The organism is Citrobacter sp. wls613, from assembly GCF_005281195.1.
Taxonomy (GTDB): Bacteria; Pseudomonadota; Gammaproteobacteria; order Enterobacterales; family Enterobacteriaceae; genus Citrobacter; species Citrobacter gillenii.
Genome location: NZ_SZXN01000063.1, coordinates 62,108 through 70,609, shown reverse-complemented (window position 1 = coordinate 70,609; position 8,502 = coordinate 62,108). Strand labels below are relative to the sequence as shown.

Sequence of the window (8,502 nt, the reverse complement as noted above, 5' to 3'; positions counted from 1 at the left end):
GATCTCATATCAGGGACTTGTTCGCACCTTCCCTTATCCTGCCAGTCGCGTAAAAAGACCTGCTGACGACGACGGGCCTGATCCTCGGCAAAATCCAGCCACATGTTAACCACGCGATTAAGTTCGCTGACCTCATCTTGGGTGAGATAATTTTTTGCCACCGTCACGTCACCCTTACGTACCTCTTCACCTTTATAGCTGGTTAGCCCCATATGCGGCTGGCTGGCGTCAGCACGCTGATGAATGAGTTCAGCAGCGGTATGGCCTGTACAGGCAAAATGTAGCTTGTTCTGGATCGTTTGAAAAAACTGCGTGGTTTCTTTAAGTGATGGCTGATAGTCGGCAGCCAGAGCAAATATCTCCCGAACCCGCAAATATACCCGGCGCTCACTGGCCCGAATATCGCGGATGCGTTCGAGCATCTCATCGAAATAGTCGGGTACAGCCGATGAACCCACGGGCGGATTCTTCAGCCGCTCATCGTCCATCACAAAACCTTTGATCAGGAATTCCTGGAGCGTCTGGGTTGCCCACTGACGGAACTGAGTGCCGCGGGGCGAACGGACGCGATAACCCACTGCGAGTATTAATGGCAGGCTAAAGTATTGAACTTGATAGTTTTTGCCATCACTGGCAGTTGTTCGGTAAAACCGAACAACTGAATTTTCCTCTAGCTCGCCATCTTCAAAAATGTTTTTAATATGCCCGCTGATAGTGGCTTTAGCTTTGCCGTACAGTTCGCAGATCATTGCCTGAGATAACCAGATGGTGTCTGACTCAAAGCGACATTCAACACGGACTCTTCCGTCATCGCTGGCAAACATAATAAATTCGCCTGTCGGGGATTGTGGTAAGTGTTTATCTGTCATGTCGCCTCCGTTGTTACCTGACTAATAACGCTACATTCAACGTAGTATGCCAGAGATCAATACGGGATATAGAAAGCTAAGAAGAGATGTGAATTAAGAAGAACTAACGTGAGGCATTTTGGCGGAAGATCACAGGAGTCGAACCTGCCCGGGACCGCTGGCGGCCCCAACTGGATTTGAAGTCCAGCCACCTCACCGGAGATGACGATCTTCCGCGCCTCGATTGCTACATGGAGGCGGGGCGCATTATAGCTACTTCCTCGGGTTTCCACACCCCCTGACTCACTTTTTTAACTTCCGTTTCGCTATACCATGACCGGTTTCATATAAATCCCCACAAAATCCATAAGTTACAGTGATGTTTATTTTTTGACGCTACCCCGATCACAGAAAACAAGAATCGTAATTTGATAACGAGATATCGGAATACCCATGTCACGCGTGATGATTTACAAAAACTGTAACCGGTACCAGTATGCCTGTGTACGCCTTATGCCCCGTATCTGACCGACGCAATCAACAGGACGTTACGGCGAAAGCATTTCAGAACTAAAGGAACAGACGATGAAAATTAGTGACGGAAACTGGATGACCCAGCCAGGTCTGAATGTAATAAACCCCGTTCAGGTGTTCGATGTTGAACAGCAGGGTAATGAGATGGTGGTCTACGTTGCGCCGCGCGACGTGCGTGAGCGAACCTGGCAGTTGGACACCCCGATGTTTACGCTGCGCTTCTTCTCGCCGCAGGAAGGCGTGGTGGGCGTGCGTATGGAGCACTTTCAGGGAGCGCTGGATAACGGCCCGCATTATCCGCTGAACATGCTGCAGGACGTGAAGGTTGAGATGTGCGATAACGCCGACTTTGCCGAATTGAAGAGCGGTAATTTAAGTGTGCGCGTAACCAAAGGCGAATTCTGGGCCCTCGATTTTTTACGCAACGGGGAGCGCATTACCGGTAGCCAGTTGAAAAATAATGGCTACGTGCAGGATGCTAACAGCGATCGCAACTATATGTTCGAGCGCCTGGATCTGGGCGTCGGCGAAACGGTGTACGGACTTGGCGAACGCTTTACGTCGCTGGTGCGTAATGGTCAGACGGTCGAGACCTGGAACTGCGATGGCGGCACCAGTACCGAGCAGTCTTACAAGAACATCCCGTTCTATGTCACCAATCGTGGTTACGGCGTACTGGTGAACCATCCGCAGTGTGTGTCGTTTGAAATTGGCTCCGAGAAGGTGTCAAAGGTACAGTTCAGCGTGGAAAGCGAGTATCTGGAATACTTCGTGATCGACGGCCCGACCCCGAAAGCGGTGCTGGATCGCTATACCCAGTTTACCGGTCGCCCGGCACTGCCGCCAGCGTGGTCGTTCGGTCTGTGGCTCACCACCTCGTTCACCACCAACTACGATGAAGCGACGGTGAACAGCTTTATCGACGGCATGGCCGAGCGCAATCTGCCGCTGCACGTTTTCCATTTCGACTGCTTCTGGATGAAGGCCTTCCAGTGGTGTGATTTTGAGTGGGACCCGGTGACGTTCCCGGACCCGGAAGGCATGCTCCGTCGCCTGAAGGAGAAAGGCCTGAAGGTCTGCGTGTGGATCAACCCGTACATCGGGCAGAAATCGCCGCTGTTCAACGAACTGAAAGAAAAAGGCTATCTGCTTAAGCGGCCGGATGGATCGGTGTGGCAGTGGGATAAATGGCAGCCGGGGTTGGCGATTTATGACTTTACCAATCCAGAGGCCTGCGAGTGGTATGCCAACAAGCTGAAAGGCCTGGTGGATATCGGCGTGGACTGCTTCAAGACTGATTTTGGCGAGCGTATCCCGACGGATGTGCAGTGGTTTGACGGCGCTGACCCGCAGAAAATGCACAACCATTATGCGTTCATCTACAACGAACTGGTGTGGAACGTGCTGAAAGAGACCGTGGGGGAAGAAGAGGCGGTGCTGTTCGCCCGTTCTGCTTCCGTGGGCGCGCAGCAGTTTCCGGTGCACTGGGGCGGCGACTGCTACGCCAACTACGAATCAATGGCGGAAAGCTTGCGCGGTGGCTTATCCATCGGCTTGTCCGGCTTTGGCTTCTGGAGTCACGACATCGGCGGCTTCGAGAATACCGCCCCGGCGCACGTCTACAAACGCTGGTGTGCGTTTGGGCTGCTCTCCAGCCACAGTCGTCTGCACGGCAGCAAATCCTACCGCGTACCATGGGCGTACGACGACGAATCCTGCGATGTGGTGCGTTACTTCACCGAGCAGAAATGCCGCATGATGCCGTATCTGTATCGCGAAGCTGTGCGCGCCAGCGAGTATGGCACGCCGATGATGCGTGCGATGATGCTCGAATTCCCGGACGATCCGGCGTGTGATTACCTTGACCGTCAGTACATGCTGGGAGACAGCGTGATGGTGGCCCCGGTGTTCTCTGAAGCGGGAGATGTGCAGTTCTACCTACCGGAAGGTCGCTGGACGCACCTGTGGCGTAACGACGAGATTGTGGGCAGTCGCTGGCATAAACAGCAGCATGACTTCCTGAGCCTGCCGGTCTACGTGCGTGACAACACCCTGCTGGCGCTGGGCAGCAATAACCAGAAGCCGGATTACGCCTGGCATGAAGGCACTGCGTTCCAGCTGTTCCATCTGGAGGAGGGGTGTGAAGCCGTCTGTGACGTGCCGGCCGCTGACGGCTCGGTAATCTTCACGCTGAGGGTGAAACGTGTGGATAACACCATCACCGTGGCGGGGGAAGGTGAGGCGCGCAACTGGACGCTGTGTCTGCGTAACATCCCGCAAATTGGCGGCGTGAAGGGCGGTTCATCTACAGGGAGCGAGTGGGGTGTGGTGATTGCAGCAGAAGGCAATGTGTTGACCATTACCCTGTAAGTGCATGTGAACGTGGTGCCGGATGGCGATGCCGGCACCACGGTGTGCACAACTTTTTGGGCCGGTAGTATTTGCTCTACCGGCGATACCTTACTGCGCAGGCTCGGTCGACATCACTTCGCCGCCCGAAATCTCACCTGCACTCATCGTCTGTGTCACTTGCTGCTTGTCGGCATTCACCGCATGCAGTTGACCGTTCACCGTGGGCTTCAGCGGCGTATCTGCCTGCAGAGTGCCGCTGGCAGTCAGTTGGATGTTACCGTCGCCGGAAATCGGCAGCGCAGGCCATCCCCACTGTTGTAGGATAGTCATTGGCACACCGCGACCGTTCAGGCTGACCTGCGTCTGGCGCTGCGGAAGTTGTGAGATGCTGGCGGTAGCCTCCAGCAACCCTTTCTCGGTATACGCGCTCAGTTCGCTGATATTGATCGTGCTGCTGTTGGCCGTAAGCGTCAGCGAAGGGCGGCGTACGTCGGTGCGGTTAAACGTGGCGGCCGCGGCGTTGAGCGTGGCGCTGCCGCTCCAGATCCCCCACTGGTGATTTTGCACCAGTCCGAGGTTGGCGCCGTAACCGTCCAGCGCGGTGAGCTGCCACGGGAAGGCTGGGTCGATATCGATCACCAGATTGCGGCTGGCGCTGAATTTCTTCAGCGTCAGGCTGTCGAGCCAGGTGGGCAAGGGCTTCACCCACAGCGGTTTCCAGTTTTCCGGTAGCGTGTATTCCAGCCCGGCAACTGCGGCATCGTCGAGAACAAGCGCTTTGCTATTGCGCAACCAGTTGCCGGAGGTTCTGACCATACCGCCTTCCCAGCGGGTGGTGAACTGGCGCAGCGCAATGCCCTGCGGCGAGAACTCAGCGTTGAGAATAGGATCGAAGAAGTGCAGCGAGCCGTAGATAAATTCGCTGGCGTTCATCGACAACTTACCTTCCTGGGTTTGCCAGTCGTCCTTACTGAAGGTCATGTTGCGCAAGCTGAGATCGAGATCCGTTACCGCCCAGTCAGGGCCTTGTAGACGGGCATCTGTCACCTCAAGACGACCAATTTGCAGCGAGGGAATGGTGGTGAGCGGCGCAAAAAAGTCGGTCAGCGATTTATCGCTTTGCAACCGAATGTCGTTTAGCCGTAGATTTTCCACCACCCAACTGCCGTCGGGGTTTCGCTGCGCCACGCCGGTCAATGCGCCGCGCGCCACATCGGCGCCAATATTGCTTAACGTGACGCGATCGTTATCGATACTGCCTTCAATCAGCACGTTAGTCGTAGGAACATCGTTCAGCGTTAACGAGCTGGCGCTGAGCTGGATCTGCGCTTTACTGCCGAGTATTTTTCCGGCTTCAGGGCTCCAGGGGATCACGCCGCCGTTCACGCGCTGCGCACTGAGGTTCCACTCGCTTCCGGGGCTGTTGAGTGCCATATCCTGTAGCTGCAGGCGATCGGCCTGGAACGGCAGCGGTGCAGTTTGTGGAGAAAGATTCAGCGTACCGTTTTGCAACAGGATGGTGTCGACGTGCAGCGGGTCGGTGATTTGGCGACTGCTCAGCCCAATATCAACGTTTTTTGCTACCAGGGTGGCAGGCTGGCCATCCCGACCAAAGGTGACGTTCTCCAGCAGAATGTGGGAGGGTGAAGAAAACCGATGATCGATGGCATCAAACGTCAGGTGGTAGCTGCTGTTCTCTGACACCCAGGCGCTGACATGCTCGGCGCCCCAGCGGGTTTGCAGTAGAAAATAGAGACCGAGGATCGCCACTGCAAGGGCGATCAGCACGTAAAGAAGCAGCTTTCCAATAAATTTCATGGTCTTCCATCCCGCAAAGTACACGTAGTCAAGTTATGCACGATTTACGCGCAATCCTCAAGGCGGGAATGGTGAAAGAGCGTAACAGCGGCGTTGATTCTGAATCAACGCCGCATGTCGCTTACTGTTTCTCTGGCGGGAAAACGAGGTTCAGAACGATAGCGGTAATACCGCCTGCGGCAATCCCTGAGGAGAGCAGGTTTTTCACCCAGTCCGGGGCAAACTGCAGGATCAGCGGCTGCTGGGAGACGCCCAGGCCAACGGCCAGCGACAGTGCAATAATCAGAATAGCGCGGCGATTCAGCGGCTCGCGAGAAACAATGCGCACCCCGGAGGCGGCGATGGTACCGAACATCACCAGCGTGGCGCCGCCCAGAACCGGCTCAGGGATGTGCTGTACAAACCCACTGACCGCCGGGAACAGACCCAGCGCGATCAGCATCAGTGCGACTACAAAGCCAACATAGCGGCTGGCTACGCCGGTCAACTGAATCACCCCGTTGTTCTGCCCGAAGCAGGAGTTCGGAAAGGTATTGAACACGGCGGAAACAAACGAGTTCAGGCCATTTGCCAGAACGCCGCCTTTCAGACGCTTCATGTACAGCGGGCCGGAGACCGGTTGTTCGGAGACATCGGAGGTGGCCGTAATATCGCCGATAGTTTCCAGTGAGGTGATCATAAAGACCAGCATCAGTGGCAGCAGTAAGCTCCAGTCGATGCCCAGGCCATAATATAGCGGCGTTGGTACCATGATGAAGTCCTGGCTCACCGGGGCGGTGTTTTGCGGCAACATGTCCATAAACCAGGCCAGCAGATAGCCTGCGGCCATGGCAATCACCAGTGATGCCACGCGCAGGTACGGGTTGCGCTGGCGGTTAAGAAGAATAATGAGCGCCAGTACAACGCCGGCCAGCATCAGATTCTTCGGTGCGCCGAAGGTGTTGTCGCTCATTGCGGCATAGCCGCCACCGATTGACGTCAGGCCTACCTGAATCAGCGACAGGCCGATAATCATCACCACCACACCTGAGACCAGCGGGGTAATAATACGGCGCGCCAGATGCAGTACGCGCGAGATAACCATTTCCGTGCAGCTCGCCAGCATCAGCGTACCGAACAGTGCCGCCATCATGGTCGGGACATCTGCACCGCCGGTTTTCAGCGCCGTGCCGCCCATAATCAGCGGTGCTACAAAGTTAAAGCTGGTGCCCTGAATGGATAACAGCCCTGAGCCCACCGGCCCCCAGGCTTTAATCTGAATGATGGAGGCTACGCCGGAAGCGAACAGCGACATACTGATAATGTGTTGAGTATCCTGAGCCGGTAAACCGAGCGCCTGACAGATAAGCAGGGCTGGCGTGATCACCGCGACGAACATCGCCAGCAGGTGCTGGCAGGCGGCAAACAGGGTCTGGGCTAACGGGGGGCGATCTTCAAGACGGTAAATCAGTTCACTGTTGTGAGCCTGCGCAACCGGTTGCGCATTTGTTGGCTCTACGGCGTTAACGGACATCAGAGGCAATCCCATGGTGGAAAAGCGGTGATTTTATCTGACCAGAACAGAAAAGCAAACGTTTGCTAGCAGGTATTCTTAATATTTAAAACCGATGAACTCACCTTTTTATATAACTTTTTGTCATTTTCTGCTTAAAATCCACCCCGAAAACCTAAAAAGACCTAAAAAGACCTAAAAATCGATCTGGAATACATCGTGCGTGATTGTGCTAAACGCACTAATGGAGCTGTCTATGTTTTACCTCGATACGTTATCTACATTGGTTGCGGCAACGCTGGTGTTGCTGCTGGGACGTAAGCTCGTCCAGTCTGTTCCCTTCCTGAAGAAATACACGATACCTGAGCCCGTTGCGGGTGGTTTACTGGTGGCGATCGCACTGCTGGTACTGAAAAAGAGCATGGGCTGGGAAGTTAATTTCGATATGACGCTGCGTGACCCGTTGATGCTGGCGTTCTTTGCCACTATCGGCCTGAACGCCAACATCGCCAGCCTGCGCGCCGGTGGCCGCGTGGTGGGCATTTTTCTGATTGTGGTGGTGGGGTTGCTGTTGATGCAGAACGCCATTGGGATCGGGATGGCGAGCCTGCTGGGTCTTGACCCGTTGATGGGGCTGATTGCCGGTTCGATTACGCTTTCCGGTGGACACGGTACGGGCGCGGCGTGGAGTAAGCTGTTTATTGAGCGCTACGGTTTTACCAATGCCACCGAAGTGGCGATGGCGTGCGCAACATTTGGCCTGGTGCTGGGTGGACTGATTGGCGGCCCGGTCGCGCGCTATCTGGTGAAGCACTCCACTACACCTGACGGTATGCCGGACGATCAGGCCGTGCCGACTGCGTTTGAAAAACCGGATGTCGGGCGCATCATCACCTCTCTGGTGCTGATTGAAACCATCGCGCTGATCGCTATCTGTCTGACGGTGGGCAAAATCGTTGCGCAATTGCTGGTGGGTACCGTGCTGGAATTGCCGACCTTCGTCTGCGTGCTGTTTGTTGGGGTGATCCTCAGCAATGGCCTGGCGTTAATGGGCTTTTATCGGGTGTTTGAACGCGCGGTTTCCGTGCTGGGCAACGTGAGTCTGTCGCTGTTCCTGGCGATGGCGTTGATGAGCCTGAAGCTGTGGGAACTGGCTTCGCTGGCGCTGCCGATGCTGGCGATTCTGGTGGTGCAGACGATCTTCATGGCGCTGTACGCCATATTTGTCACCTGGCGTATGATGGGCAAGAACTACGATGCCGCTGTGCTGGCAGCCGGGCACTGTGGTTTTGGTCTCGGCGCAACGCCGACGGCGATTGCCAACATGCAGGCGATTACCGAGCGTTTTGGTCCATCGCATACTGCATTTTTAGTCGTGCCGATGGTAGGGGCGTTCTTTATCGACATCGTTAACGCGCTGGTGATTAAGCTGTATTTGTTGTTGCCAATTTTTGCGCA

The 8,502-nt window shown here is 55.3% G+C and carries 5 protein-coding genes and 1 tRNA gene; 2 read left to right on the top strand and 4 right to left on the bottom strand.

Annotated elements, in window-relative coordinates; genetic code table 11:
- Together rhuM and FDX01_RS13865 are read right to left on the bottom strand one after the other, a co-directional pair.
- On the bottom strand, nucleotides 1-869 hold an 869-nt coding region (gene rhuM, locus FDX01_RS13870; RefSeq protein ID WP_137399947.1), incomplete at its 3' end, for a RhuM family protein.
- Between the two features lie 119 nt (nucleotides 870-988).
- Nucleotides 989-1,083, bottom strand: a tRNA-Sec gene (locus FDX01_RS13865).
- Between the two features lie 350 nt (nucleotides 1,084-1,433).
- On the opposite strand from FDX01_RS13865, the gene yicI reads away from it, so the two are divergent.
- Nucleotides 1,434-3,752: an alpha-xylosidase gene (yicI, locus tag FDX01_RS13860; protein WP_137399946.1), complete on the top strand. Its 2,319-nt coding sequence runs from the start codon at nucleotides 1,434-1,436 to the stop codon at nucleotides 3,750-3,752.
- Nucleotides 3,753-3,842: 90 nt separating this feature from the next.
- On the opposite strand, the gene FDX01_RS13855 is transcribed toward yicI, so the two are convergent.
- Together FDX01_RS13855 and xanP are read right to left on the bottom strand one after the other, a co-directional pair.
- Nucleotides 3,843-5,552: an AsmA family protein gene (locus FDX01_RS13855; protein WP_137399945.1), complete on the bottom strand. Its 1,710-nt coding sequence runs from the start codon at nucleotides 5,550-5,552 to the stop codon at nucleotides 3,843-3,845.
- Between the two features lie 121 nt (nucleotides 5,553-5,673).
- Entirely contained in the window at nucleotides 5,674-7,065 is a 1,392-nt protein-coding gene (gene xanP, locus FDX01_RS13850) for a xanthine/proton symporter XanP (RefSeq protein WP_096759062.1), read from the bottom strand.
- A gap of 235 nt (nucleotides 7,066-7,300) precedes the next feature.
- Here xanP and gltS point away from each other — a divergent pair.
- On the top strand, nucleotides 7,301-8,502 hold a 1,202-nt coding region (gene gltS / locus FDX01_RS13845), incomplete at its 3' end, for a sodium/glutamate symporter (RefSeq protein WP_137399950.1).

What these genes read in the sequence shown, in the direction of transcription:
- yicI (WP_137399946.1), top strand. Translation starts at nt 1,434, where the DNA reads ATGAAAATTAGTGACGGAAACTGGATGACCCAGCCAGGTCTGAATGTA.
- FDX01_RS13855 (WP_137399945.1), bottom strand. Translation starts at nt 5,552, where the DNA reads ATGAAATTTATTGGAAAGCTGCTTCTTTACGTGCTGATCGCCCTTGCA.
- xanP (WP_096759062.1), bottom strand. Translation starts at nt 7,065, where the DNA reads ATGTCCGTTAACGCCGTAGAGCCAACAAATGCGCAACCGGTTGCGCAG.